This is a genomic window from Pseudomonas sp. S3_G06 (assembly GCF_054667565.1).
Genome location: NZ_CP162738.1, coordinates 4,256,239 through 4,281,665, shown reverse-complemented (window position 1 = coordinate 4,281,665; position 25,427 = coordinate 4,256,239). Strand labels below are relative to the sequence as shown.

Sequence of the window (25,427 nt, the reverse complement as noted above, 5' to 3'; positions counted from 1 at the left end):
GTGCATGACGCAAGTCACGGTGAAACAACTGGCCGATGAGGTCAAAACACCGGTAGAGCGCCTGTTGCAGCAGATGCGTGAGGCAGGTCTGCCGCACACCGCCGCCGACGAAAATGTGACTGACAGTGAGAAGCAATCCCTGCTGACTCACTTGAAGAGCAGTCACAAGGCGAAAGTGGAAGAACCACGCAAGATCACGCTGCAGCGTAAAACCACCAGCACCCTTCGTGTGGCTGGTAGCAAGAGCATCAGCGTTGAAGTTCGCAAGAAGAAAGTTTTCGTACAGCGTAGCCCGGAAGAAATCGAAGCCGAGCGCAAGCGTGAACTGGATGAGCGTCGCGCAGTAGAAAATGCTGCCCGTCAGAAGGCTGAAGAAGAAGCCAAGCAACGCGCCGAAGAAGAAGCGCGTCGCCAGCCTGCTGCTGCGCAAACCGCTGCCAGCGACGCCGTTGCGGCGCCGGCTGCTGCCGAACCTGTTCGCGAAAGCGCACCGGTGGCTGCTGCTCCTGCTCCATCGGCTGACGTTCGCAACAAGCAGAACGAACAGCGCCGTCCGGACAAGCCGCGTGCCGACGACAACAATCGTCGCAGCGGCGGCGGTGATGGCGAGCGCAAAAACGCTCCGCATCGCGCATCGGTCAAAGAAAAAGCCCCGGCACCACGCGTGGCGCCACGCACTACCGACGAAGAAAGCGATGGCTTCCGTCGTGGTGGTCGCGGCAAGGCCAAGCTGAAGAAGCGCAACGCCCACGGTTTCCAGAGCCCGACCGGCCCTGTCGTGCGTGACGTGCAGATCGGCGAGACCATCACGGTTGGCGATCTGGCCAACCAGATGTCGGTCAAGGCGGCTGAAATCATCAAGTTCATGTTCAAACTGGGTACTCCAGCGACCATCAACCAGGTGCTTGATCAGGAAACTGCTCAACTGGTAGCCGAAGAACTGGGCCACAAAGTGACCCTGGTCAGCGACACCGCTCTGGAAGATTCCCTGGCCGAGTCCCTGAAGTTTGAAGGTGAGTCGTTCTCCCGTGCACCAGTCGTGACCGTAATGGGCCACGTTGACCATGGTAAGACTTCCCTGCTCGACTACATCCGTCGTGCCAAGGTAGCTGCTGGCGAAGCCGGCGGTATCACCCAGCACATCGGTGCATACCACGTTGAGACTGATCGCGGCATGGTCACTTTCCTCGATACCCCGGGTCACGCTGCGTTTACCGCAATGCGTGCCCGTGGTGCCAAGGCGACCGACATCGTGATCCTCGTGGTTGCAGCGGACGACGGCGTGATGCCGCAAACCATCGAAGCGGTTCAGCATGCTCAGGCAGCTGGCGTGCCGCTGGTGGTAGCAGTGAACAAGATCGACAAGCCGGGCGCCGATCTCGATCGCATCCGCAGCGAGCTGTCGGTTCACGGCGTGACTTCCGAAGACTGGGGTGGCGACACGCCATTCGTTCCGGTTTCGGCGAAGATGGGTACTGGCGTGGACGAGCTGCTTGAAGCCGTTCTGCTGCAGGCCGAAGTTCTCGAACTGAAAGCTACTCCGTCGGCTCCTGGCCGTGGTGTGGTGGTTGAATCGCGTCTCGACAAGGGTCGTGGCCCGGTGGCAACCGTGCTCGTTCAGGACGGTACGCTGCGTCAAGGCGACATGGTTCTGGTCGGTTCGAACTACGGCCGTGTACGTGCCATGCTCGACGAGAACGGCAAGCCGATCAAGGAAGCCGGTCCATCCATCCCTGTCGAGATCCTCGGCCTGGACGGTACCCCGGATGCTGGCGACGAGATGAGCGTGGTTGCCGACGAGAAGAAAGCCCGTGAAGTGGCTCTGTTCCGTCAAGGCAAGTTCCGCGAAGTCAAACTGGCTCGCGCTCACGCCGGCAAGCTGGAAAACATCTTCGAAAACATGGGTCAGGCCGAGAAGAAGACGCTCAACATCGTCCTCAAATCCGACGTCCGTGGTTCGCTGGAAGCGTTGAACGGTGCCTTGAATGGCCTGGGCAACGATGAAGTACAAGTGCGCGTAGTGGGTGGCGGTGTCGGTGGTATCACCGAATCCGACGCCAACCTGGCACTGGCTTCCAACGCTGTACTGTTCGGCTTCAACGTGCGTGCCGATGCCGGCGCTCGCAAGATCGTCGAGCAGGAAGGTCTGGATATGCGTTACTACAACGTGATCTACGACATCATCGAAGACGTCAAGAAAGCCCTGACCGGCATGCTCGGCAGCGATGTTCGCGAGAACATCCTGGGTGTGGCCGAAGTGCGTGACGTGTTCCGTTCGCCGAAATTTGGCGCGATCGCCGGTTGCATGGTGATCGAAGGTGTCGTGCACCGTAACCGTCCGATCCGTGTACTGCGTGAAGACATCGTTATCTTCGAAGGCGAGCTGGAATCCCTGCGCCGCTTCAAGGATGACGCTTCCGAAGTACGTGCCGGCATGGAATGCGGTATCGGCGTGAAGAGCTACAACGACGTCAAAGTCGGCGACAAGATCGAAGTTTTCGAGAAGGTTCAGGTTGCTCGCAGCCTCTGACTCGCGCACTTCAAGGGCCACGATGGGCCGTAGCATGCAAATGCACGGCACAGCGTCCGGACTCTAAACGCAACGCCCGGTCTGGCTTTTGTCAGGCCGGGCGTTTGCCGCTTTCAGACCTTGCGGGTTTCACCGCTGGGCAGTAACAGGTAACAAATCATGGCAAAAGAATACAGCCGTACCCAACGTATCGGCGATCAGATGCAGCGCGAGCTGGCGCAACTGATCCGTCGCGAAGTCAAAGACCCGCGCGTCGGCCTGGTCACCATCACTGCTGTGGAAGTGTCCCGTGACGTCGGTCATGCGAAGATTTTCATCACCGTGATGGGGCAGGACAACGCTGAAGACATCGCGCAAAGCATCAAGGTGCTCAACGCCGCCGCAGGCTTCCTGCGCATGCAGTTGGCCCGCGAAATGAAGCTGCGCAGCGTGCCGCAATTGCACTTCCACTACGACGAATCGGTCGTGCGTGGTGCACACCTGTCGGCATTGATCGAGCGCGCCGTGGCTGAAGACAATCAGCACGTTGCCGCTCCAGCACCTGAAGACACCAAGGAGTAATTCGGTGGCTCAGGTCAAACGTATCCGTCGTAACGTCAGCGGCATCATCCTGCTCGACAAGCCGTTGGGGTTCACCTCCAACGCTGCCTTGCAGAAGGTGCGCTGGCTGCTCAATGCCGAGAAGGCCGGGCACACCGGCAGCCTCGATCCGTTGGCCACCGGCGTGTTGCCGCTGTGCTTCGGCGAGGCGACCAAGTTCTCGCAATACCTGCTCGATTCCGACAAGGGCTATGAGACCCTGGCGCAACTGGGCAAGACCACCACCACGGCCGATGCCGAAGGCGAGGTTTTGCAGGAGCGTCCGGTGACCGTTGGTCGCGCCGATGTCGAGGCGGTTCTGCCGAAATTTCGTGGGCAAATCAGTCAGATACCGCCGATGTACTCGGCACTCAAGCGTGATGGCCAGCCGCTGTACAAACTGGCACGTGCAGGCGAAGTAGTGGAGCGCGAACCGCGTTCTGTTACTATTGCGCGCTTGGAATTGCTGGCCTTCGAAGGCGATACTGCGCGGCTTGCGGCGGACTGCAGCAAGGGCACCTATATTCGTACCCTGGTGGAGGATATCGGTGAGCAACTCGGTTGTGGTGCGTACGTCGCAGAACTGCGTCGGACCCAGGCCGGGCCTTTCACCCTGGCGCAGACCGTGACCCTCGAAGAGCTGGAAGCGGTACATGCCGAAGGCGGCAATGAAGCGGTCGATCGCTTCCTGATGCCATCGGACAGCGGCCTGCAGGATTGGCCGTTGCTGCACTTTTCCGAAGCGAGCGCGTTCTACTGGCTCAACGGCCAGCCAGTACGTGCCCCGGATGCGCCGAAGTTCGGCATGGTGCGGGTACAGGATCACAATGGTCGCTTCATCGGTATCGGTGAAGTGAGCGAAGACGGGCGCATCGCGCCGCGTCGCTTGATTCGGTCAGAATGACCGGAACCGGTCTGCGTTAAGCGGGCCGGCGAGTGTGGCTGTTAACAGGCATGGTCACTACTCATTTATAGATACAGGGATTTGTCCCTGGCCTGTTGAAGCTGTTTCCCTGAAACAGTTTCCTGATAAGGAAGGATTGCCTCATGGCTCTCGACGTTCAAGAAAAAGCTCAAATCGTTGCTGACTACCAGCAAGCTGTTGGTGACACTGGTTCGCCAGAAGTGCAGGTTGCACTGCTGACCGCCAACATCAACAAACTGCAAGGTCACTTCAAGGCCAACGGTAAAGATCACCACTCCCGTCGTGGTCTGATCCGCATGGTTAACCAGCGTCGCAAGCTGCTGGACTACCTGAAAGGCAAGGACGTAAGCCGGTACGCCGCGCTGATCGCTCGCCTGGGTCTGCGTCGCTAATCAGCGATTGCGCTATGAGGTTGGTGGTCTGTCGGGCGTCAGCGGTTTTCCGCTGGCGCCTTGCAGGCTCCCAGCCTCAAGTTTTATCTGCAGCATGGCTTTACCTGTAGCACCCGGACAATTGTCATCGGGCCGATTCCCGAGATTGCCCAAGAATTCGCAAGAAACCGTTTCCCCCAAGAGCCACAAAGAAGGTAGGACACCGTGAACCCGGTAATCAAAAAATTCCAGTTCGGTCAATCGACCGTTACCCTCGAGACAGGCCGTATCGCCCGTCAGGCCTCCGGCGCAGTATTGGTCACCGTTGACGACGACGTCAGCGTGTTGGTGACTGTTGTCGGTGCAAAGCAAGCCGATCCGGGCAAGGGTTTCTTCCCTCTGTCCGTGCACTACCAGGAAAAGACTTACGCTGCCGGTAAGATCCCTGGCGGTTTCTTCAAGCGTGAAGGCCGTCCTTCCGAGAAAGAAACCCTGACTTCCCGACTGATCGACCGTCCGATCCGTCCGCTGTTCCCAGAAGGCTTCATGAACGAAGTGCAGGTTGTCTGCACCGTCGTTTCCACCAGCAAGAAGACCGATCCGGACATCGCTGCGATGATCGGTACCTCGGCTGCCCTGGCCATTTCCGGCATTCCGTTCGACGGCCCGATCGGCGCCGCTCGCGTGGCTTTCCACGAAAGCACCGGCTACCTGCTGAACCCGACTTACGAGCAGCAGGCCGCTTCGAGCCTGGACATGGTCGTTGCCGGTACTTCCGACGCCGTGCTGATGGTTGAATCGGAAGCCAAAGAGCTGACCGAAGACCAGATGCTGGGCGCGGTACTGTTCGCTCACGACGAATTCCAGGTTGTGATCAACGCTGTGAAGGAACTGGCTGCCGAAGCCGCCAAGCCAACCTGGAACTGGGCTCCTGCGCCAGAAGCCACCGAACTGCTGGGCGCTATCCGCGCCGAGTTCGGCGAAGCGATCTCCCAGGCTTACACCATCACCATCAAGGCCGACCGTTACGCTCGCCTGGGTGAGCTGAAGGACCAAGTGGTTGCCAAGCTGTCCGGTGAAGAAGGCCAGCCAAGCGCTGCTGAAGTCAAAGCCGCCTTCGGCGAAATCGAATACCGCACCGTTCGCGAAAACATCGTTAACGGCAAGCCACGTATCGACGGTCGCGACACCAAGACTGTACGTCCGCTGAACATCGAAGTCGGCGTTCTGCCGAAGACTCACGGTTCGGCACTGTTCACCCGTGGCGAGACCCAGGCACTGGTTGTGGCAACACTGGGCACCGCCCGTGACGCGCAACTGCTCGACACCCTGGAAGGCGAAAAGAAAGACCCGTTCATGCTGCACTACAACTTCCCGCCGTTCTCGGTGGGCGAGTGTGGTCGCATGGGTGGCGCCGGTCGTCGCGAAATCGGTCACGGCCGTCTGGCCCGTCGTTCGGTTTCGGCCATGCTGCCAGCCGCTGACGTGTTCCCGTACACCATCCGCGTGGTGTCGGAAATCACCGAATCCAACGGTTCGAGCTCGATGGCTTCCGTGTGCGGTGCTTCCCTGGCACTGATGGACGCTGGTGTACCGATGAAGGCACCGGTGGCCGGTATCGCCATGGGTCTGGTTAAAGAAGGCGAGAAGTTCGCCGTCCTGACCGACATCCTCGGCGACGAAGATCACCTGGGCGACATGGACTTCAAGGTAGCCGGTACCGCCAAAGGTGTTACTGCGCTGCAGATGGACATCAAGATCAAGGGCATCACCGAAGAGATCATGGAAATCGCTCTGGGCCAGGCCCTTGAAGCGCGCCTGAACATCCTCGGCCAGATGAACCAGATCATTGGCCAGTCGCGTACCGAACTGTCGGCCAACGCTCCGACCATGATCGCGATGAAGATCGACACCGACAAGATCCGTGACGTTATCGGTAAAGGTGGCGCGACCATCCGTGCGATCTGCGAAGAAACCAAGGCTTCGATCGACATCGAAGACGACGGCTCGATCAAGATCTTCGGCGAAACCAAGGATGCTGCAGAAGCTGCTCGTCAACGCGTTCTGAGCATCACTGCAGAAGCCGAGATCGGCAAGATCTACGTCGGTAAGGTTGAGCGCATCGTCGACTTCGGCGCATTCGTAAACATCCTGCCGGGCAAGGACGGTCTGGTGCACATCTCGATGCTGAGCGACGCTCGCGTAGAGAAAGTCACCGACATTTTGAAAGAAGGTCAGGAAGTGGAAGTGCTGGTACTGGACGTGGACAACCGCGGCCGTATCAAGCTGTCCATCAAAGACGTGGCAGCTGCCAAGGCTTCGGGCGTTTAATCACCCCAACGCTTTAGCGCAATGAAGATGCCCCCGCCGTGCAAACGGCGGGGGCATTTTTTTATCTGAAATAAAGAAATTGTGGCGAGGGGATTTATCCCCGTTCGGCTGCGAAGCAGTCGTAAAACCGGACACTGCGGACCGCCTGAAACACCGAGGTGCCAGATTCACGGCCGCTTCGCAGCCCAACGGGGATAAATCCCCTCGCCACAAATGTGGTCCTCAAAAGAAAACCATCAGACAACCCACAAATTTGCCGCAGCTCGAGACCGGTGCTAGGTTTAGCCCACCGCCCGTGTAGCTCAGCCGGTAGAGCAGCGCACTCGTAACGCGAAGGTCGCAGGTTCGATTCCTGTCTCGGGCACCAACTCCTCAGCGCGCCACATCGATTCATGTTCCGCAGGTCAGCTTTTTGTGCAAGAGATGTAAAGAGCCGTGTAATTCGTCATGCAAACGTCCTATATTCGGTGCCTGCATGAGCATCGCTTAGCAGTTTTCAGATGATCCCGAATGGTTCCGAAGGCCGGCTAGTCCGCGTCAGAGAGATCCTTGATGATCCAGATCCATCCTCCATTCCTAAGATCAGCGAGAACCCCATGACTGAATTGACCCAAGAGCAACGCCACGAACAAGCGCTGGAAAAATACCTTCTGGATGTGCCGGACCTGAAGGATGAGATCAAGGACCTGAGTCCCGATGATCAAAAAGACCAGATCCAGTGGGCCTTCGAAGATGAAGCCGAAGCGCAGGGCTTGCAGCCGTGGGAGCTGACCCTAAAGTACACGAGCACTCCGGAGGAGTTCGAGGCGCAGCGCCTCGTGCTGCACAAGGAAGCGGCGGAAGTATTGGGTGTCGAGTGGGAAGAGTACTGCGAGATGAATAATCTCGTCGTATAAGAGCAGCTGCGAGCTTCTAGCTACAAGCTGCAAGTCAAAGCAGAGTCGCTTGGCTTGTAGCTTGTAGCTTGTAGCTTGCCGCTGCGTTTAGAGGCTCAGTCGCATCGACAGGTCCACCGCTTTGACATCCTTGGTCATCGCACCAATCGAAATGTAATCCACACCCGTTTCGGCGATCGGCAGCAGCGTGCTTTCGTTGATGCCGCCGCTGGCTTCCAGTTTCGCTTTGCCGGCGGTCAGGCGTACCGCTTCGCGCATGTCGTCCAGGCTCAGTTCGTCGAGCATAATGATGTCGGCGCCGGCTTCCAGCGCTTGCTTCAGCTCTTCAAGACTTTCCACTTCGATCTCCACCGGTTTGCCCGGGGCGATCTTGTGTGCGGCGGCCACGGCTTCGGCGATGCCACCGCTGGCGGCGATGTGGTTTTCCTTGATCAGGAAGGCGTCGTAGAGACCGATGCGATGGTTGTGGCAGCCGCCGCAGGTTACGGCGTATTTCTGTGCCAGACGCAGGCCGGGCAGGGTTTTGCGGGTGTCGAGCAACTTGACCTGCGTCTCTCCGACGAAGTCTGCCAGGTACTGCGCGCGCGTCGCCACGCCAGACAGCAACTGCAGGAAGTTCAATGCGCTGCGTTCACCGGTCAGCAATGAGCGAGCCGGGCCTTCGAGGTGAAACAGCGGCTGATTGGCTTTGACCCGCTGGCCGTCGACCACTTGCCAATGCACCGCCACGCGCGGATCGAGCTGGCGAAACACCGCATCGACCCATGCGGTGCCGCAGATGACGGCGTCGTCACGGGTGATGATGGTGGCTTTGGCCAGGCGTTCGGCCGGGATCAGTTGCGCGGTGATGTCGCCGCTGCCGACGTCTTCGAGCAACGCACGGCGCACGTTGTTTTCGATTTCGGCGGTCAGATCGGCGAGACGTAGATTCGGCATAACGGACTCCACAAACAAAGTGGTTCGATTATAGGGGCAGGGCGTGAGCCAACCCAAGGCGAGAACGTGCGTGCCTGGCGCATCTGGTCGATTTTCCTGCGCTGAGTGCGAGGTGTATGGCGTATAGGGGAAACCCTGAGGCCTATAGCATCGCCGGCCTCTTTTGCCAGATAATCCGCCTTGTATTTGACGTCATGGCTTTGACGAACGACTCCGCTGGGGCAGTGTCGAAAGCGACGAACCGAATCACCGTTCCAGGAGGCTTGGATGCGCAACGACGGGAAAGTGGTGCCTTTGCACCGGGCGACTGCCGATCTGGCGGACCACTCGCCGCTTGCCCGCTTGCCGGTGATTCTGCTGCAGGTCCGCGACAAGGCTGCGCAGCAGCTGCGCCACGATTTGCAGGAGCTGTTCGATAACGCCGACGACACGCTGTTCGAAATGGCCGACCGGGCGCGCAACGACGTCGATCAGAACATCTTTTTCGAAGCCATGCGCGACCTGCGCCTCAAGCGCAAGAATATCGAGCGCGGCTTTCTTGAACTGTTCTTTGAAGCCTTCGCCGGCCTTACCCAATACGACCCCGCCGCCAACACCCTGCCACGCACGCCGGTGGTCGAAGAGTCGGCGCCGCGCACCGATGCCATGGAGCGTACCGTCGCCGTGCAGACCATGGTCAGTCGCGTGCTCAAGCGCGACGGCTTCGCTCTCGACCAACTGACCGCCCGCTTCAGCTCGATGCTCGGCAAGCGTCTGGACGATCAGCACAACCCGCTGAGTCCGGCGATGCTCTGCGAATATTTCCTGCAGGCCGGGCGTAACCTCGGCGTCGAGATCAAGGTCAAGCTGATCCTGCTCAAGCTGTTCGAACGCTATGTGCTGGCTGACACCGAGCAGCTGTATGGCGAGGCCAATCAGCTGTTGCTCGCGACCGGCGTGTTGCCACATCTGAAACCCGCCGTGGCTCGTCGCATGGTCGAGCCTGCGGACAGCGACACATTGATTGAAGATCTCGACGAGCCGCCAGCGGACGAAGGCATCGAGGAAGTGTTCGCCGCGATGCAGCAATTGCTCGCCCAGGTGCGCGGCCGCGTCACACCGACCCTGGAGCCCGGCGCCCCGGCGCATCCGATCAACACCCGCGACCTGCTGCGGTTGTTATCGCACTTGCAGCAATACGTACCGGCGCTTGAGGCCCAGGAGGATTTCGATCTGCGCCATCAGCTCGAACAATTGCTGACCCGGGTCAGCGTCAGAAGTGGCCGCTCCCGCGTCGTCGCGACTGCTGACGAAGATGTGATCAACCTGATCGCCATGGTCTTCGACTGCATCCTCGACGATCGCAACGTGCCTGACGCGCTCAAGGCGCTGATCGGCCGATTGCAGATTCCGATGCTCAAGGTCGCCGTGCTCGACAAGAGTTTCTTCAGCCGCAGTACGCACCCGGCGCGGCGCCTGCTCAACGAAATCGCCGAGGCCGCAATGGGCTGGAGCGATTGCGACGGCGCTGAGCGCGACAACCTCTACGTGCGCATCGAGCAAGTGGTGCAGCGCTTGCTGAGTGATTTTGTTGACGACCCGGCGATCTTCTCCGAACTGCTCGCCGACTTCCTCGCCTTCACTCAGGAAGAACGTCGTCGCACTGAACTGCTGGAACAACGCTTGCGGGATGCCGAGGAAGGCCGGGCGAAGGCCGAGCTGGCTCAGCGGCGTGTCGCGCAGGCGTTGCAACAGGCGCTACTGGGCAAAGTGCTGCCGGCGACGGTGGTGAGTTTCGTCCAGCAGGCCTGGAGCAAAGTGCTGTTGCTGACCTGCTTCAAGCACGGTGATCAGTCCGCCGAATGGCACGCCGACGTGCAGACCATGGAACAGTTGGTCTGGAGCGTGCAGCGCCATGACGACGGCGAATCCAGCCTGCGCCTGCTGGCACTGGTCCCGGGGTTGCTCAAGTCATTGCGCGATGGCCTGAGCAGCACCGCGTTCGACCCGTTTGCCACCAGCGAATTTTTCAGTGAGCTGGAGGCTCTGCACGTGCGGGTGCTGGAGCGTTCCGACGATGCCGATCACAGCGCCATGCCGCTGGTCGAAGTCACGCCCGAGGTCTTGCAGCACAGTGCCGACCAGGCAGCAGCCACCCCGGCGCCGCGCCTGGCGCAAGACGCTGCCGGTCTGTCTCAGGTCGAGCAGTTGCGTGTGGGCCACTGGGTGGTGTTTGACGCAGACGACGAACAGAGCTTGCGTTGCAAACTCGCCGCGATCATCGAAGAGACCGGCAAATATGTCTTCGTCGACCGCACCGGGACGAAAGTGCTGGATCACAGCCGCGCCGACCTCGCCTTGGCTTTCAGCCGTGGCGTCGCGTGCGCACTGGATGACACCTTGCTGTTCGACCGCGCACTGGAATCGGTGCTGGGCGACCTGCGGCGACTCAATCGCGGCAAGTGATCGCGCGGCGGGGGCGGATCGCGGCATACTGGGCGCCCACATGGTCGGCGATGAAGGAATCGGTATGCAGTTGGATCCCGCGAGCGGGTGGTGTCATGGCGTGCAGATCTGCCCGTCGCCCAACTTCAATGAGCGCCCGGCGGGCGAAGTGTCCCTGTTGGTCATCCACAACATCAGCCTGCCGCCGGCGCAATTCGCCACGGGCAAGGTGCAGGAATTTTTCCAGAATCGTCTGGATGTCACCGAACATCCCTACTTTGCAGGCATCGCTGACCTGCGTGTCTCGGCGCACTTTCTGATCGAACGTGACGGCAAGGTCACCCAGTTTGTCTCTTGTCTTGCGCGGGCGTGGCATGCCGGGGTTTCTGTGTTCGAGGGCCGTGAAACCTGTAACGATTTTTCCGTCGGCATCGAGCTGGAAGGCACCGATGATCTGCCGTTCACCGACGAGCAATATCGCGCGCTGACTGCGCTGACCCGGCAGTTGCAGAAACGTTTTCCGGCGATCACCGCTCAGCGTATCTGTGGCCACAGCGATATCGCGCCGGGGCGCAAGACCGATCCGGGACCGGCATTCGACTGGGCACGCTACCGCGCAGCCCTGGCAAAAGAGGAAGGACAATGAGTTTTCTGGTGTTACTGCTGGCGGTGTGGATCGAGAAGTTTTCGGCCCTGCGTCATCGGCTTCAACGCGACGGCGGATGGATCCGCGAACTGCACAAACTCGAAAACAGCAAACGGCTGGCCAGGCAACCGTGGCTGGTGCTGACGATTCTGGTGCTGTGCCCGGTGGCGTTGCTGGCGCTGTTGCTGCTGGTGCTGGAACCGGTGGCGTACGGTCTGCTGGCGCTGCCGGTGCATTTGCTGGTGGTGATTTACAGCCTCGGGCGTGGCGACCTGCTCGGCGGCCTCGGACCGTTCCGCGATTCCTGGCGCCGTGAGGATCTGCAAGCGGCGGCCCACGTGGCCAAGCGCGACCTGGACATCTGCGCCGACAGCGGCGAGCAATTGCTTGAACAAGTGCAGGGGCATCTGCTGTGGCAGGCCTACCAGAGTTTCTTTGCGGTGATCTTTTGGTACTTCCTCCTCGGTCCGGTGGCGGCATTGGCTTATCGCCTGTTGGCGCTGGCCGAAGAGCACGGCAGCAATCCGGCGCTGGTCGAGCGTGCTGCGCAATTGCGTCACGCTTTCGATTGGGTGCCGGTGCGTTTGCTGGCGGCAAGTCTTGCGCTGGTCGGCAACTTCGTTGCGGTCAGCCGAGTGATGCTGCATGAGCTGCTCAACTGGAACATCAGCGCTGCGCAGTTGATCAACAAGGTCGGCCTGGCAGCCGGGGAAGTTCCACCGCCAGTGGTCGGCCCGGACGGCATCAACACCCTCGATTGCCTGTGGGAACTGCTGCTGCGCGCGGCGGTGCTGTGGTATGCCGGGTTTGCCTTGTGGACGGTTCTGGTTCACTGATAAGCCAGCGTGAAACTCATTGTGGCGAGGGGATTTATCCCCGATGGGCTGCGTCGCAGCCCTGAAAACCCTGTTCCACCATTCATCAGTAACCATAAGTTACAAAACCTCCCGCCGATTTACGCTATACAGAGATAGCGCCCGATAGTGGCTATCTGCTGTCGTCCCGCGCCTGCCAATAAAAACAAGAAAAACCAAGGGAGACTTCCAGTGAAGAGCTTGCTCTATCCCGCCGTCTCGCTGATGAACCGTCTGAGCTTCGGCATGAAGTTCAGTCTGATCAGCGTGCTGTTCCTGGTGCCGATGCTGGTGACCAATTTCTATCTGGTGCGCGATTCCTATCGCGAATTTCAGGGCACCCGCGTCGAACTGCAAAGTCTCGACCTGTTGAGCAGCAGCCTGAGCCTGCGCCGGGATCTGGAAACCTTGAACAACCTGGTGCAGATCGACGTCACCCTCGGCCAGTCCGGCAAGGCCGGCAATGTCGAGGCGCAGATCCAGACGCTGGAGCAAGCCGTGCTCGCGCGCCTCGAAGGGCTGACAGCGATGACCGAGGATCCCGAACAGATCAGGCAGTTCGAGGCCAAGCGCGATGAAATGATCGCCGCGTTCAAGGCCCAGCAAGCGGAGAGCTCGCTGCAAAGCAAAAGCGCGCTGATCGGCAAGTTGCTGGCCAGTGCGCAGATTTTCAGCCAGATCATCACCAGTCAGGCCGGGTTGAGCCGCGACAACCAGAGCGACATTCGTCAGCTCAGCGAACTGGTCACGCTGATTACCCCTAGCGTGACGCAAACCCTCGGCGAGGGCCGGGCGATGGGTTCGTATTCGTTGGGTCAGGGTTTTCTCAACAGTTCCTCGAGCACGCGTTTTGACGAGTTGCTGGTGCAGATCGAAAAACTCCAGGCCGAGTACGCCCTGAAACTGCAAGACGCCCTCGGCTCCAGCAACGCCGCACGCGAATCGCTCAGTGCCCAGGCCGACAGCAGCAAGGCTTCGCTCAAGCAGGCCAGCGAGCTGTTCGAAGAACAAGTGGTGATGGCCGACACCCTCGATGCGCCGTGGCAGGCGTTTTACGACCAAGTGACCGGGCTGATGGAACACACCTACCAGCTCAATCAGGCCACGCTGAAATTCCTCGACAGCCAATTGCAGCAGCGTCTGGCGCAGAACCGCACGCACATGATTCTGCAAGCCTCGGCGCTGTCGGTGGTCTTTGTGCTGATTTTCTATCTTTATGGCGGTTTCTACGCCTCGACCCGCACCACCCTGAAAAGCCTGGGCGCCATGATGGACAAGGTCGCCGCCGGTGACATGACCGTCAACTTCAAGGCCAGCAGCCGCGATGAACTGGGCGAGTTGGGCGAGGTGTTCAACAGCACGGTGAAGAAGATTCACGACCTGATCGAGCGTGTCGGCCACACCGTTGGCGAGGTCGAGCGTCAGGCCGGCCAGGTCGAAAGCGTGTCGGCGCAGAGCAATCAGGCTGTCGCTGGGCAGCGGTCGCAGATCGAACAAGTGGCGACGGCGATGAACCAGATGTCGGCGACTTCAATGGAAGTCGCGCGCAGTGCTGCTGCGGCGGTGAGCAGCGCCCACAGCGTCAACGACGAAACCCTCAGCGGGCGCGGGCTGGTGGAATCGCAGCAGGGCAGCATTGCCGCACTGGCCAGCGAAATCGATCAGTCGGTGCTGGTGATCAATCAACTGGCCAGCGACAGCCAGTCGATCAGCCGTGTACTGGAAGTGATCAAGAGCATCGCCGAGCAGACCAACCTGCTAGCACTCAATGCGGCGATCGAAGCGGCGCGAGCCGGCGAGCAGGGGCGCGGCTTTGCCGTGGTCGCAGATGAAGTGCGCACCTTGGCCAAGCGTACCCAGCAATCGACCGAAGAAATCGAGCAGATGATCGCCAAACTGCATGGCGGCGTCGGCGCGGCGGTGAAGGCCATGGGCGTCAGCCATCAGATGGCCAACGGCACGGTGGGCCAGTCGGAGAAGGTTCAGCAGGCGCTGGAGAACATTCTTGGCGCGGTGGGCATGATCGTCGACCAGAACCAGCAGATCGCCGCTGCCGTCGAACAGCAGACCGCCGTGGCCCACGACATCGATCAGAACATCGTCGAGATCAACCGCGCTGGCGAACGCACAGCACAAGGTGCGCACCAGACCGAAGATGCCAGCCGCGCGCTGTCGGCGCAGGTGGTTGAGCTCAAACAACTGATCAGCGCATTTCGCGTCTGAAAGGCTGGAACCGGATCAAAAATGTGGGAGCGAGCCTGCTCGCGAAGGCGGTGGGTCAGGCATTGACGATGTCACTGACAGATTGCTTTCGCGAGCAGGCTCGCTCCCACAGGGGACGGCAGTATTACCAGCCGAAGACTTCGCAGCAGTTGGCGGTGCTGGCGTTGGCCAGTTGTTCAGGCGTGATATTCATCAGTTCGGCCAGCGCCGCACAAATCGCCGGCAAATGCGCCGGGCTGTTGCGCTGGCCGGGGAACATGGCGGGGGCCATGTCTGGTGAGTCGGTTTCCAGTACCACCGATTGCAGCGGCAGTTCCGGCAGGTCGTTGCACTGCCGAGACCCAGTTGAATCCCGCTTGATGTATCCCCCTGCCTCTCGCTCGCCCTTTAGACATCCATCGCAGTTTTCCGTTTTCGCGTTCAGCGCAAGCATCTTCGTAGATTCTTGATTTCGGCACGGCTGAGTGAAGCCGCTCGTCGGGACTGTCAGGTTTTACAGTAGGACGAGTTGGGTCAATCGGATTTACTAAATTGGCCTGAACGACCCGACCTATTTTCATCTTGTCTTTACTATGTTTTAAGGAGCGATCATGAAAGCAAGTAACAGATTTTCCGGTGGCAGACCTGCGCCTGGTGTAGAGAACGTTTCTAAAAAAAATACTATCACCAAAGAGAATTTTGAAAGGCTTAGCAAGAACGCGACTTTATATGACGGAGAGCTTCATGCGGTCAGGGGAGCTTACCGGGGACAAATAAGATACAGATATTGGTGGAGTAGCGATGGAAGTATTTTTTACTGTTATTCCACGGAGTACACAATTAATGATCCAGATTATTTTGGAAGGCATAAGGCCAACATACATTTCAGTTTTGATGATGTTCAATGGTGGGGTGAAGATTCTGAAGACAATATGCGACAGGACGATAAGTGGAACGAGTGGGCTGTCGGAGGGTATGTAGGGGCAAATAAAAAAGCTCGAGTGTATGTCAGGTTTGATTTTGATCTTCCTTTCTCTGATGAGAGCGGGGAGAATTCCGTCTTCTATACTTTTCCCGGAAAGTGACTTGCTGTTTAGAAGTAGGCAGGTTAAATCAAACTTTGGCCGTGGTATGTGCTGTTCTGTGCCCTCCGCTTTGTGGTCTTGGTCAAATTCCTTGAACTTATTGGAATATCGAATATTTCGCAGTAGTGTGCTGAAAGCACTAAGTGATTACATCATTTAGCACAATCTAGAATGTAGGGGAGAGCCTGTTCGTAATAGCGGTCTGTCTGAAAAATAGCTGTAACTGACACACCGCTTTCGCGAGCAGGCTCGCTCCCACAGGGGATTGCGGTGCTACCAGCCGAAGACTTCGCAGCAGTTGGCCGTGCTGGCAGCGGCGAGTTGTTCAGGCGTGATATTCATCAGCTCGGCCAGCGCCGCACAAATCGCCGGCAGATGCGCCGGGCTGTTGCGCTGGCCGGGGAACATGGCGGGGGCCATGTCTGGTGAGTCGGTTTCCAGTACCACCGATTGCAGCGGCAGTTCCGGCAGCACCCGATGCATGCGCAATGCCTGCGGCCAGGTCGGTGCGCCGCCGATACCCAGTTTGAACCCGAGCTTGATGTACTCCCGCGCTTCCTCGCGACTGCCGGCGAAGGCGTGGATGATGCCCGCGCGTTTGAGCTTGAAGCGCTTGAGCGTGGCGATCACCGCTGCGTGGCTGCGGCGTACGTGGATCAGCGCCGGCAACTCGAAGTCCGCCGCCAGTTGCAGCTGCGCTTCGAACAACGCCTGTTGCCGTTCGCGATCGAGGTTTTCGATGAAGTAATCCAGGCCGATTTCGCCCACCGCGCATAACTGTCGATGCCCGCGCAAGCGCGTCAGCCAGTCCCCCAGCGCGCTCAAATCTTCGGGGCGATGCTGATCGAGAAATACCGGGTGCAATCCGAACGCGGCGTACAGGTCGGCATCGCTCTGCACCAGATCCCACACGCGTTGCCAGTTGCCCTGATGCACGCCCAGCACGACGATGCGCCGCACGCCGAGGGCGCGGCTTTCGGCCAGCAACTCTGCGCGATCGGCGTCGAAGTCGGGGAAGTCGAGGTGGGTGTGGCTGTCGATCAGCTCCACGATTCAGTCCCGATGAATACGCTGCTTGAAGGTCCGCGCAATGGCTTGCACGCCCGGTTGGTAGTCGTCCTGCTCCACGGCGGCCAGGGCCAGTTCCAGGGCCTTGTCGGCGATCAACTGGTGTTGCTGGGACATGGCATTGACCGGCAGCGGCAGGAAATCCAGCAACTGCGTGTCACCGAAGGTGCCGAGGCGCAGCGGCCGCGATTTCAGCGGGAAATCATGCAGCGCATCGAACACGCCTTGCAGCAGCACGTAGGAAGTGGTCACCAGCGCGTCAGGCAAATGCCCCAGCCGCTGCAGGAGTTCTTCCATCAATTGCTTGCCGCACTCGCGGCTGAACGACTCGGCGTGCTCGACCAGCACCTCGCCTTTGAAATCGTTGAGCGCTGCGCGGAAGCCGGCGGCACGCTCCTGGCTGATGCTCAGCTCCGGCCGTGCGCCGAGCAGCACGATCTGTTTGAGCTGCGGATCGAGCAGGCTCTGGGTCAGATGCAGGCTGGCCTCGCGGTCGTCGCTGATCACCGAGCAGAAATGCTCCGGTTCCATGACCCGGTCGATGGCGATGATCGGCAGACCCTTGGCCTGCAACTGGCGATAGCTGTCATCACCGGCCGGCAGGCAACTGGCGACGATCAGCGCATCGCAGCGACGCGCGCGGAACAGTTGCAGCAACTGGCGCTCGCTGTCCGGCGCATCGTCGGAGCTGGCGATCAGCAATTGATAACCGCGCGCCCGCGCGCCTTGCTCGAGCAATTTGGCGATCCGCGCGTAACTGGGGTTTTCCAGATCCGGCAGGATAAAACCCAGGGTGCGCGTGTGCCGACTGCGCAGGCCGGCCGCTTGCGGATTGGGCGTGAAGCCATGCAGATCGACCACCGCGCGCACGCGCTCGACGGTCGCGTTGCTGATGCGTTGCTGTTCGGCCTTGCCGTTGATGACGTAGCTGGCGGTGGTGACGGAGACGCCGGCCAACCGCGCGATATCACTGAGTTTCAACCCGGTATTTCCTTGTTTTTTCGAGCATGCCGCGACATTTTCGCCAATCCTACCCGATAAGGGCAGCCGACTTATTGCCTGGGCAGATCCGACCAGTTGGACTTCAAGGATGAGACATTATCGAGTAACGTGCCGATCAATCTAGATTAAACGTTTCAGCAAGCGTATTTTCTACGTTTTAGGTGCCTTTGGCCGGTCCTGCCGTGAAACCGCCAAAACTGCCGCTGAAAAGCGCGGCAGAGCGCCTAAGCTGTGAACCATTCAAAACAATACCTGGCGTTGAACTGCGCCAAAAAGGAGATCGCATGCTCGAGCTCACTATAGAGCAGATATCCATGGGCCAGTCGGCCGTGGATAAACCCGCTGCCCTGCAATTGCTGGCCAGTCATCTGGTTGCCGACGGTCTGGTTGCCGACGGCTACCTCGCCGGCCTGCAGGCCCGGGAAGCCCAGGGCTCGACCTTTCTCGGTCAAGGCATCGCCATTCCCCACGGTACGCCGGAAACCCGCGATCAGGTATTCGCCACCGGCGTGCGCCTGATGCAGTTTCCCGACGGCGTCGATTGGGGCGATGGCCAGATCGTTTATCTGGCGATCGGCATCGCGGCGAAATCCGACGAACACCTGCGCCTGCTGCAACTGCTGACCCGCGCCCTCGGCGAGACCGATCTGGGCCAGGCCCTCCGTCGTGCCAGCTCGCCCGAAGCGCTGCTGAAACTGCTGCAAGGCGCGCCGCAGGAACTGGCGCTGGATGCGCAGATGATCGGCCTCGGCGTGTCGGCCGACGATTTCGAAGAACTGGTCTGGCGCGGCGCACGTCTGCTGCGTCAGGCCGATTGTGTGAGCAACGGCTTTGCCGGCGTGTTGCAGCAAGTCGAAGCGCTGCCCCTGGGCGATGGCCTGTGGTGGTTGCACAGCGAGCAGACCGTGAAGCGTCCGGGGCTGGCGTTTGTCACCCCGGACAAACCGATGCGCTACCTCGGCCAGCCGCTCAGCGGTCTGTTCTGCCTCGCCAGTCTGGGCGAAGCGCATCAGGCGTTGCTCGAGCGTTTGTGCGCGTTGCTGATCGAAGGTCGCGGCCACGAACTGGGCCGCGCCACCAGCAGTCGCAAAGTCCTTGAAGTGCTGGGCGGTGAATTGCCGGCCGATTGGCCGAGTGCACGTATTGCCCTGGCCAACGCCCATGGTCTGCACGCACGGCCGGCGAAGATCCTCGCGCAACTGGCGAAGAGTTTTGATGGCGAAATCCGCGTGCGCATCGTCGACAGCCAGGACAGCGCCGTATCGGTGAAGAGCCTGAGCAAACTGCTGAGCCTCGGCGCCCGGCGCGGTCAGGTGCTGGAGCTGATCGCCGAGCCGAGCATCGCCGCCGATGCCTTGCCGGCCCTGCTCGCGGCGATTGAAGAGGGCCTCGGTGAGGAAGTCGAGCCGCTGCCGGCCGTGAGTCAGCAGCGCGAAGTGATCGCCGACATCGCCGAAGTGCTGGTGGCTCCGGCCTCCGGCAGCCTGTTGCAGGCGATTCCTGCCGCACCGGGCATCGCCATCGGCCCTGCGCACATTCAGGTGCTGCAAGCCATCGATTACCCGTTGCGCGGCGAATCTGCCGCGATCGAGCGCGAGCGCCTCAAGCAAGCGCTGAGCGACGTGCGCCGCGACATCCAAGGCTTGATCGAACGCAGCAAGGCCAAGGCGATCCGCGAGATTTTCATCACTCACCAGGAAATGCTCGACGACCCGGATCTGACCGACGAAGTCGACACCCGCCTCAAGCAAGGCGAAAGCGCCGAAGCGGCGTGGATGGCGGTGATCGAAGCCGCCGCCAAACAGCAGGAATCGCTGCAGGACGCTTTGCTCGCCGAGCGTGCCGCCGATCTGCGCGACATCGGTCGCCGGGTGCTGGCGCAGCTGTGTGGCGTGCAGACCGCGAACGAACCTGAGCAACCATACATTCTGGTGATGGACGAAGTCGGCCCGTCCGATGTCGCGCGCCTGGATCCTGCGCGAGTGGCAGGGATTCTCACCGCGCGCGGCGGTGCTACCGCGCACAGCGCCATCGTCGCCCGCGCGCTCGGTATTCCAGCACTGGTCGGCGCGGGTGCAGCGGTGCTGTTGCTCGAGCCGGGCACGCCGCTATTGCTCGACGGTCAGCGTGGCCGTCTGCATGTCGACGCCGATGCCGCGACCCTCAAGCGTGCCGCTGAAGAGCGCGACAACCGCGAGCAACGCCTGAAGATCGCCGCCGAACAACGCCATCAACCGGCGCACACCACCGACGGCCACGCCGTCGAAGTGTTCGCCAACATCGGCGAAAGTGCAGGCGTGACCAGCGCGGTGGAGCAGGGCGCCGAAGGCATTGGTCTGCTGCGCACCGAACTGATTTTCATGGCCCACCCACAGGCACCGGACGAGGCAACCCAGGAAGCCGAATACCGTCGCGTGCTCGATGGTCTGGCCGGGCGGCCGCTGGTGGTGCGCACGCTCGACGTCGGCGGCGACAAACCGTTGCCGTATTGGCCGATCGCCAAGGAAGAAAACCCGTTCCTCGGCGTGCGCGGCATTCGCCTGACCCTGCAGCGGCCGCAGATCATGGAAGCGCAACTGCGCGCCTTGCTGCGCTCGGCCGACAACCGTCCGCTGCGGATCATGTTCCCGATGGTCGGCAGCGTCGAAGAGTGGCGCCAGGCCCGCGACATGACCGAACGCCTGCGTCTGGAAATTCCAGTCGCCGACCTGCAATTGGGGATCATGATCGAGGTGCCGTCGGCCGCGTTGCTTGCGCCCGTGCTGGCCAAGGAAGTCGACTTCTTCAGCGTCGGCACCAACGACCTGACCCAATACACCCTGGCCATCGACCGTGGTCACCCGACCCTGTCTGCTCAAGCGGACGGCTTGCACCCGGCGGTCCTGCAACTGATCGACATCACCGTGCGCGCCGCCCATGCCCATGGCAAATGGGTGGGAGTCTGCGGCGAACTGGCGGCAGATCCGCTGGCGGTGCCGGTGCTGGTCGGCCTCGGTGTCGACGAACTCAGCGTGTCCGGGCGCAGCATTGCCGAAGTCAAGGCGCGCATCCGTGAACTCAGCCTGCCCCAGGCGCAAACCCTCGCTCAACAGGCCCTGGCCGTGGGCAGCGCGAATGAAGTACGCGCATTAGTGGAGGCCCTGTAATGGCCAAGATTCTTACCCTGACCCTCAACCCGGCCCTCGACCTCACCGTCGAGCTGTCACGGCTGGATGCCGGTCAGGTCAATCGCAGCGAGGAGATGCACACCCACGCTGCGGGCAAAGGCGTCAACGTCGCCCAAGTGCTGGCGGATCTTGGCCATCAGGTCACCGTCAGCGGCTTTCTCGGCGAAGACAATCAGCAAGCGTTCGAAACCCTGTTCGCCAAGCGCGGTTTCGTCGACGCGTTCATCCGCGTGCCGGGCGAGACGCGCAGCAACATCAAAGTCGCCGAACAGGACGGGCGCATCACCGACATCAACGGCCCCGGCCCGGTGGTCGATGCAACGGCGCAGCAAGCCTTGCTTGATCGCTTGCAGCAGATCGCACCGGGGCACGATGCGGTGGTGGTCGCCGGCAGTCTGCCGCGCGGCGTCACGGCGCAATGGTTGCGCGAGCTGATTGAACGGTTGAACGCGCTCGGCTTGAAAGTCGCCCTCGACTCCAGCGGTGAAGCCTTGCGCGTCGCGTTGCAGGCCAGCCCCTGGCTGATCAAACCGAACACCGAAGAACTGGCCCACGCCCTCGGCTGCGAAGTGGTCTCGCCGATCGCCGAAGCACAAGCCGCGGCACGTTTGCATGCGCAAGGCATCGAGCACGTGGTGATCTCCCACGGCGCTGACGGGGTCAACTGGTTCAGTGTCGGCTCGGCCTTGCATGCCTCGCCGCCGAAGGTCAGCGTGGCCAGCACGGTCGGTGCCGGCGATTCATTGCTCGCCGGCATGCTCCACGGTCTGCTTAGCGCCGACACCCCCGAGCAAACCCTGCGCACCGCCACCGCGATTGCGGCGATGGCGGTGACCCAGATCGGTTTTGGTATCAACGACGCAGCGCAACTGGCGCAGCTCGAACAGGGCGTGCGCGTGCGCCCCCTGACAGAACAATAAGAGGGTTTGTCATGAAGTTAGCCATTGTTACGGCTTGCCCGAACGGCATGGTCACCAGTGTGCTGTGCGCGCGTCTGCTCGATGCAGCGGCGCAGCGTCAGGGCTGGAGCACCAGCGTTGAAGTGGTCGATCCGGCGCACCCGGAACGCGAATTGTCGGCGGCGACCATCGAAGCCGCCGAGTGGGTGTTGCTGGTCACCACTGGCGCGGTGGACATGAGTCGCTTCGTCGGCAAGCGCGTGTTCCAGATCGCTCCGGCGCAGGCCTTGCAGGATGTCGAAGCGGTGCTGCGTCGCGGTGCTGAAGAAGCCGAAGTCTACGTGGCCAGCACAGTCGAACCGGCGCTCGATACGCCCCGTGCGCCGCGCATCGTCGCCATCACGGCCTGCCCTACCGGCGTCGCCCACACCTTCATGGCCGCCGAAGCGTTGCAGCAGACTGCCAAGCGCCTGGGCTATGAATTGCAGGTCGAAACCCAAGGCTCGGTTGGCGCGAAAACCCCGCTCAGCGCAACGGCCATCGCCGAGGCAGACGTGGTGCTGCTGGCGGCGGATATCGACGTCGCCACCGAGCGTTTCGCCGGCAAGAAAATCTATCGCTGCGGCACTGGCGTTGCGCTGAAGCAATCCGAAGCGACCCTGAAAAAAGCGCTGGCCGAAGGCGCAGTGGAAAGTGCGGCAAGCGACGGCAAGGCTCCGGCCAAGTCGGAAAAAACCGGCGTCTACAAACACTTGCTTACTGGTGTGTCGTACATGCTGCCGATGGTGGTGGCGGGTGGTTTGCTGATCGCGCTGTCCTTCGTGTTCGGCATCACCGCGTACAAGGAAGAAGGCACGCTGGCGGCGGCACTGATGCAGATCGGCGGCGAAACCGCGTTCAAGCTGATGGTGCCGCTGCTGGCCGGGTACATCGCTTACTCGATTGCCGACCGCCCGGGCCTTGCGCCGGGGATGATCGGCGGCTTGCTGGCGGGCACTCTGGGCGCCGGATTCATCGGCGGCATCATTGCCGGTTTCATCGCCGGTTATGCCGCCAAAGCCATCGCCCGCTATGTGAAATTGCCGCAGAGCCTGGAAGCGCTGAAGCCGATCTTGATCATCCCGTTACTGGCCAGTCTGGCCACCGGCCTGGTGATGATTTACGTGGTCGGCAAACCGGTCGCCGGCATGCTCGCCGCGCTCACCCAGTTCCTCGACAGCATGGGCACCACCAACGCGATTCTGCTCGGCGTGTTGCTCGGCGGCATGATGTGCGTCGACCTCGGCGGGCCGATCAACAAGGCTGCCTATGCGTTTTCGGTGGGGCTGTTGGCCTCGCAGAGTTACGCACCGATGGCCGCGACCATGGCCGCCGGCATGGTGCCGCCGATTGGCCTGGGCATCGCCACCTTCATTGCCCGGCGCAAGTTCGCCCAGACCGAGCGCGAGGCCGGCAAAGCGGCGTTCGTGCTGGGCCTGTGCTTTATCTCCGAAGGGGCGATTCCGTTTGCCGCGAAAGATCCGCTGCGGGTGATCCCGGCGAGCATCGCTGGCGGCGCGCTGACCGGTGCCTTGTCGATGTACCTCGGCTGCAAGCTGATGGCGCCGCACGGTGGCTTGTTTGTGCTGGCGATCCCGAATGCGATCAACCATGCGCTGCTGTATCTGCTGGCGATCGTCGCGGGGAGTCTGGTTACGGCGGTGGTGTATGCGCTGCTTAAACGGCCTGAGGCTGTCGAGCTACCGCTGGAGCCCGCCAAGGCCTGACCGACAACACCAAATCCCTGTGGGAGCGAGCCTGCTCGCGAAAGCGGAGTGCCAGCTGAAGATGTGGTAACTGGCAGGACGCCTTCGCGAGCAGGCTCGCTCCCACAGGAGTCTGCATTGTCATAGCGGGTTCATACACCCGTGCTTAAGTTTTCCCTTTTGCAGGGAGAACACCATGAGCGATTTCAATCTCGGTCGGCGTCGCGTCATGCAAGCGGTCGGCGCCGGGCTGTTGCTGCCGGGGCTGGCGCCGGCGGTGATTGCCTCGGTCAAGGATCGTCCGCAACTCACCGACGGCGTGCAGTCCGGCGACCTGCTCGGCGACCGCGCGATGATCTGGAGTCGCAGCGATCGCCCGGCGCGCATGGTGGTCGAGTGGGACACCGGCAGCCTGTTCGGCAACCCGCGCAAATTCGTCTCGCCACTGGCCGATGCGCGCAGCGATTTCACCGCCCGCGTCGAACTCACCGGCCTGCCGGCCAACCAGGCAATCTTCTATCGCGTGCACTTCGAAGATGCGCAGAGCGGCGTCGCCAGCGAACCGTGGTTCGGCCATCTGCGCAGCGTGCCGACGACAAAACGCGACATTCGTTTTGTCTGGAGCGGTGACACAGTCGGCCAGGGCTTCGGAATCAACCCGGACATCGGCGGCATGCGCATCTACGAAGCCATGCGCCTGCGTCTGCCGGACTTCTTTATTCACAGCGGCGACACCATCTACGCCGACGGCCCGGTCCCCGCGCAACTGACCACCGAAAGCGGGCGCATCTGGCGCAATATCACCACCGAAGCCAAGAGCAAAGTCGCGCAGACCCTCGACGATTATCGCGGCAACTATCGCTACAACCTGATGGACGAAAACATCCGTCGCTTCAACGCCGAAGTGCCGCAGATCTGGCAGTGGGACGATCACGAAGTGGTCAACAACTGGTCACCGGGCAAGCAGCTGGATGAGCGTTATCAGGAAAAAGATATCCACAAGCTGGTCGGCCGTGCGCGGCAGGCGTGGCTCGAATATGCGCCGATGCGTTTGCAGGCGGCGGACGGCGGCGGGCGCATTTATCGCAAGCTCAGTTACGGGCCGATGCTCGACGTATTCGTGCTGGATATGCGCAGCTATCGCGAAGCCAACGACGACAACCTCGGCGCGGCAAAACCGTTTCTCGGCCGTGAACAGCTGGACTGGCTCAAGCGTGAATTGCAGGCGTCGACGGCGCAGTGGAAAGTCATCGCCGCCGACATGCCCATCGGCCTGGGCGTGCCGGACGGCGAGGTCAGCCCGGGCGTTGCGCGTTGGGAAGCCGTGGCCAACGGCGACCCCGGCCCGGCGCAGGGGCGTGAACTGGAAATTGCCGAATTGCTCGGATTTTTACGTGCGCAGCAGGTGCGTAATTTCGTGTTTCTGACGGCGGACGTGCACTACTGCGCGGCGCATCACTATCATCCGGACCGCGCGGCGTTTCAGGATTTCGAACCGTTCTGGGAATTTGTCGCCGGGCCGCTGAACGCTGGCAGTTTCGGGCCGAATCCACTGGACAAGACGTTTGGCCCAGAGGTGGTGTTCGAGAAAGCACCGCCCGCACAGAACACCTCGCCGTTTGCCGGGTTTCAGTTTTTTGGTGAGGTGAATATCGAAGGGCAAAGCGGCGAGATGAGCGTGGTGTTGCGGGATCTGGATGGCATCGCTGTTTTCGAACAGAAACTCCAACCGGTCTGAGCAACGCGTCCCCTGTGGGAGCGAGCCTG

General features: G+C 60.9%; 18 protein-coding genes, 1 tRNA gene and 2 pseudogenes. 17 read left to right on the top strand and 4 right to left on the bottom strand.

Annotated elements, in window-relative coordinates:
• Nucleotides 1-4 precede the first annotated feature (4 nt).
• The 7 genes from infB to AB4N47_RS19205 all read left to right on the top strand — a co-directional run bounded on the left by infB (nt 5) and on the right by AB4N47_RS19205 (nt 7,632).
• A complete protein-coding gene (gene infB, locus AB4N47_RS19235) occupies nt 5-2,530 on the top strand; it encodes a translation initiation factor IF-2 (protein ID WP_041477933.1) in 2,526 nt (841 codons plus the stop codon).
• Nucleotides 2,531-2,689: 159 nt separating this feature from the next.
• Nucleotides 2,690-3,091, top strand: coding sequence for a 30S ribosome-binding factor RbfA (gene rbfA, locus AB4N47_RS19230; protein ID WP_016771753.1), 402 nt, complete (start codon nt 2,690-2,692; stop codon nt 3,089-3,091).
• Between the two features lie 4 nt (nt 3,092-3,095).
• Nucleotides 3,096-4,013, top strand: a complete 918-nt coding sequence (gene truB / locus AB4N47_RS19225) for a tRNA pseudouridine(55) synthase TruB (RefSeq protein WP_341639059.1) — start codon at nt 3,096-3,098, stop codon at nt 4,011-4,013.
• A gap of 143 nt (nt 4,014-4,156) precedes the next feature.
• Nucleotides 4,157-4,426, top strand: coding sequence for a 30S ribosomal protein S15 (gene rpsO / locus AB4N47_RS19220; RefSeq protein ID WP_016771751.1), 270 nt, complete (start codon nt 4,157-4,159; stop codon nt 4,424-4,426).
• A gap of 204 nt (nt 4,427-4,630) precedes the next feature.
• The gene (pnp, locus tag AB4N47_RS19215) at nt 4,631-6,736 is read left to right on the top strand and encodes a polyribonucleotide nucleotidyltransferase (RefSeq protein WP_024011572.1); all 2,106 of its coding nucleotides are present in this window, start codon (nt 4,631-4,633) and stop codon (nt 6,734-6,736) included.
• A 291-nt stretch (nt 6,737-7,027) separates the two neighbouring features.
• Nucleotides 7,028-7,103 (top strand) — tRNA-Thr (locus tag AB4N47_RS19210).
• A gap of 229 nt (nt 7,104-7,332) precedes the next feature.
• A complete protein-coding gene (locus tag AB4N47_RS19205; protein ID WP_076565788.1) occupies nt 7,333-7,632 on the top strand; it encodes a DUF6388 family protein in 300 nt (99 codons plus the stop codon).
• A gap of 87 nt (nt 7,633-7,719) precedes the next feature.
• Here the strand turns inward: AB4N47_RS19205 and nadC are convergent, their stop codons facing one another.
• The gene (gene nadC, locus AB4N47_RS19200) at nt 7,720-8,568 is read right to left on the bottom strand and encodes a carboxylating nicotinate-nucleotide diphosphorylase (protein WP_016771747.1); all 849 of its coding nucleotides are present in this window, start codon (nt 8,566-8,568) and stop codon (nt 7,720-7,722) included.
• Nucleotides 8,569-8,835: 267 nt separating this feature from the next.
• Here nadC and AB4N47_RS19195 point away from each other — a divergent pair, with 267 nt between their 5' ends.
• The 5 genes and pseudogenes from AB4N47_RS19195 (at nt 8,836) to AB4N47_RS19175 (ending at nt 14,715) form a co-directional block, all read left to right on the top strand.
• Entirely contained in the window at nt 8,836-11,013 is a 2,178-nt protein-coding gene (locus AB4N47_RS19195; protein ID WP_341639060.1) for a DUF1631 domain-containing protein, read from the top strand.
• A gap of 64 nt (nt 11,014-11,077) precedes the next feature.
• Nucleotides 11,078-11,638 (top strand): 1,6-anhydro-N-acetylmuramyl-L-alanine amidase AmpD, encoded by a 561-nt coding sequence (gene ampD, locus AB4N47_RS19190; protein WP_125927175.1) that lies wholly within the window; start codon nt 11,078-11,080, stop codon nt 11,636-11,638.
• Nucleotides 11,635-12,474, top strand: a complete 840-nt coding sequence (gene ampE, locus AB4N47_RS19185; RefSeq protein ID WP_341639061.1) for a regulatory signaling modulator protein AmpE — start codon at nt 11,635-11,637, stop codon at nt 12,472-12,474. The genes ampD and ampE overlap by 4 nt, the downstream gene beginning before the upstream one ends.
• 243 nt (nt 12,475-12,717) lie before the next feature.
• Nucleotides 12,718-13,809, top strand: a pseudogene (locus AB4N47_RS19180) (methyl-accepting chemotaxis protein); the annotation flags it as partial.
• On the top strand, nt 13,786-14,715 hold the full coding sequence (locus AB4N47_RS19175; RefSeq protein WP_373878005.1) for a methyl-accepting chemotaxis protein: 930 nt from the start codon (nt 13,786-13,788) through the stop codon (nt 14,713-14,715). The pseudogene AB4N47_RS19180 and the gene AB4N47_RS19175, both read left to right, overlap by 24 nt.
• Nucleotides 14,716-14,839: 124 nt before the next feature.
• Here the strand turns inward: AB4N47_RS19175 and AB4N47_RS19170 are convergent.
• A pseudogene (locus tag AB4N47_RS19170) lies at nt 14,840-15,037 on the bottom strand (TatD family hydrolase); the annotation flags it as partial.
• Nucleotides 15,038-15,305: 268 nt separating this feature from the next.
• Here AB4N47_RS19170 and AB4N47_RS19165 point away from each other — a divergent pair.
• The gene (locus AB4N47_RS19165; protein WP_341639063.1) at nt 15,306-15,779 is read left to right on the top strand and encodes a hypothetical protein; all 474 of its coding nucleotides are present in this window, start codon (nt 15,306-15,308) and stop codon (nt 15,777-15,779) included.
• 273 nt (nt 15,780-16,052) lie between these two features.
• Here AB4N47_RS19165 and AB4N47_RS19160 read toward each other — a convergent pair whose 3' ends face one another.
• Both AB4N47_RS19160 and cra read right to left on the bottom strand, forming a co-directional pair.
• Entirely contained in the window at nt 16,053-16,829 is a 777-nt protein-coding gene (locus AB4N47_RS19160) for a TatD family hydrolase (protein WP_341639064.1), read from the bottom strand.
• Between the two features lie 3 nt (nt 16,830-16,832).
• Nucleotides 16,833-17,828 (bottom strand): catabolite repressor/activator, encoded by a 996-nt coding sequence (gene cra, locus AB4N47_RS19155; protein ID WP_341639065.1) that lies wholly within the window; start codon nt 17,826-17,828, stop codon nt 16,833-16,835.
• Between the two features lie 305 nt (nt 17,829-18,133).
• Between cra and ptsP the strand changes: the two genes are divergently transcribed.
• The 4 genes from ptsP to AB4N47_RS19135 all read left to right on the top strand — a co-directional run bounded on the left by ptsP (nt 18,134) and on the right by AB4N47_RS19135 (nt 25,398).
• Entirely contained in the window at nt 18,134-20,995 is a 2,862-nt protein-coding gene (gene ptsP, locus AB4N47_RS19150) for a phosphoenolpyruvate--protein phosphotransferase (protein ID WP_341639066.1), read from the top strand.
• The gene (gene pfkB, locus AB4N47_RS19145; RefSeq protein WP_341639067.1) at nt 20,995-21,936 is read left to right on the top strand and encodes a 1-phosphofructokinase; all 942 of its coding nucleotides are present in this window, start codon (nt 20,995-20,997) and stop codon (nt 21,934-21,936) included. The genes ptsP and pfkB overlap by 1 nt, the downstream gene beginning before the upstream one ends.
• An 11-nt stretch (nt 21,937-21,947) precedes the next feature.
• Complete coding sequence (locus tag AB4N47_RS19140) at nt 21,948-23,681, top strand: PTS fructose-like transporter subunit IIB (RefSeq protein ID WP_341639068.1); 1,734 nt, start codon at nt 21,948-21,950, stop codon at nt 23,679-23,681.
• 175 nt (nt 23,682-23,856) lie between these two features.
• Complete coding sequence (locus AB4N47_RS19135) at nt 23,857-25,398, top strand: alkaline phosphatase D family protein (RefSeq protein WP_341639069.1); 1,542 nt, start codon at nt 23,857-23,859, stop codon at nt 25,396-25,398.
• The last annotated feature ends 29 nt before the right edge of the window (nt 25,399-25,427 follow it).